1 protein-coding gene is annotated in these 951 nt (G+C 52.5%); it reads left to right on the forward strand.

Annotated features, from left to right (window positions below):
• On the forward strand, nt 1-951 hold a 951-nt coding region (locus tag J7438_RS25990), incomplete at both ends, for an Ig-like domain-containing protein (RefSeq protein ID WP_209278929.1).

Below are 951 nucleotides of genomic sequence, written 5' to 3' on the forward strand. Positions count from 1 at the left end.
TATTACCATAACAGCAGAAACCAGCGATCTGGCCAGCAATATTGCCAGGGACAGCACAACGTTTCTGCTGGATACCGTCACCGAAGTTACCCTTGAACTCGCCCCACAGAGTGACTCCTGTTATGGCCAAGCGGCAGATACCCCTGACAACCCCACCAACGATAACACGCCGGTGATTATCGGCACCGGTGAAGTCAACGGTACGGTAGCGCTGTTCTCTGATGGCCAGCCGCTGTCGAGTGGCATCACGGTTGGCGGCAATGGCACCTGGTCTGCCCACATTAACCAGCCATTGTCTGATGGTCCCCATACGCTGACAGCACGAATTACCGATGTAGCTGGTAATACCAACACTGCAGAGTTGATACTGACCATTGATACCGAAGCCAGTATCTGGATCAACGATATCGACACCTACGGCATCCATTCCTTTGATATGCCCATCACCGGTGAGACCACAGGTATTGAAAATGGACAGTCGGTGACTCTTTTTTTTGGTACCGACGCACCTCAAAACCGGATAACCACCGAAGTCCCGGTAAAGGATAACCAATGGAACCAAACCGCTTTTATGTCACCGATCACCGGGGGAGACAACTATCAGGTTCTGGCATCCGTTGAAGACTGTGCATGTAACATCGCCACCGATCATCTGATGCCCCTCGGTAACCCATCGGACGTCAACATTCAGGAGAGCGTTGGTCTGGGAGTAACCAGGGACATAGATCCGATTTCAACCAGCGGCACAGTACTCTCTATCGAACCCGCTTACCTTACCGATCTACCCGACAATATCAGCATTATTGACAACGGCTCCCGCTTTCCGGTCAACTGGCAGATCACCGGCCACAAAACGTTGACTGCCGTCTACCATGATGGGACATCAACCCAGACAGCCCTCACGTATACCCTGCCGGACTCAGGCACAGGCCTGGCTACTTTACAGGTTGA

Origin of the sequence: Thalassotalea sp. G20_0, assembly GCF_017744175.1 — a bacterium.
Classification (GTDB): Bacteria; Pseudomonadota; Gammaproteobacteria; order Pseudomonadales; family Endozoicomonadaceae; genus Endozoicomonas.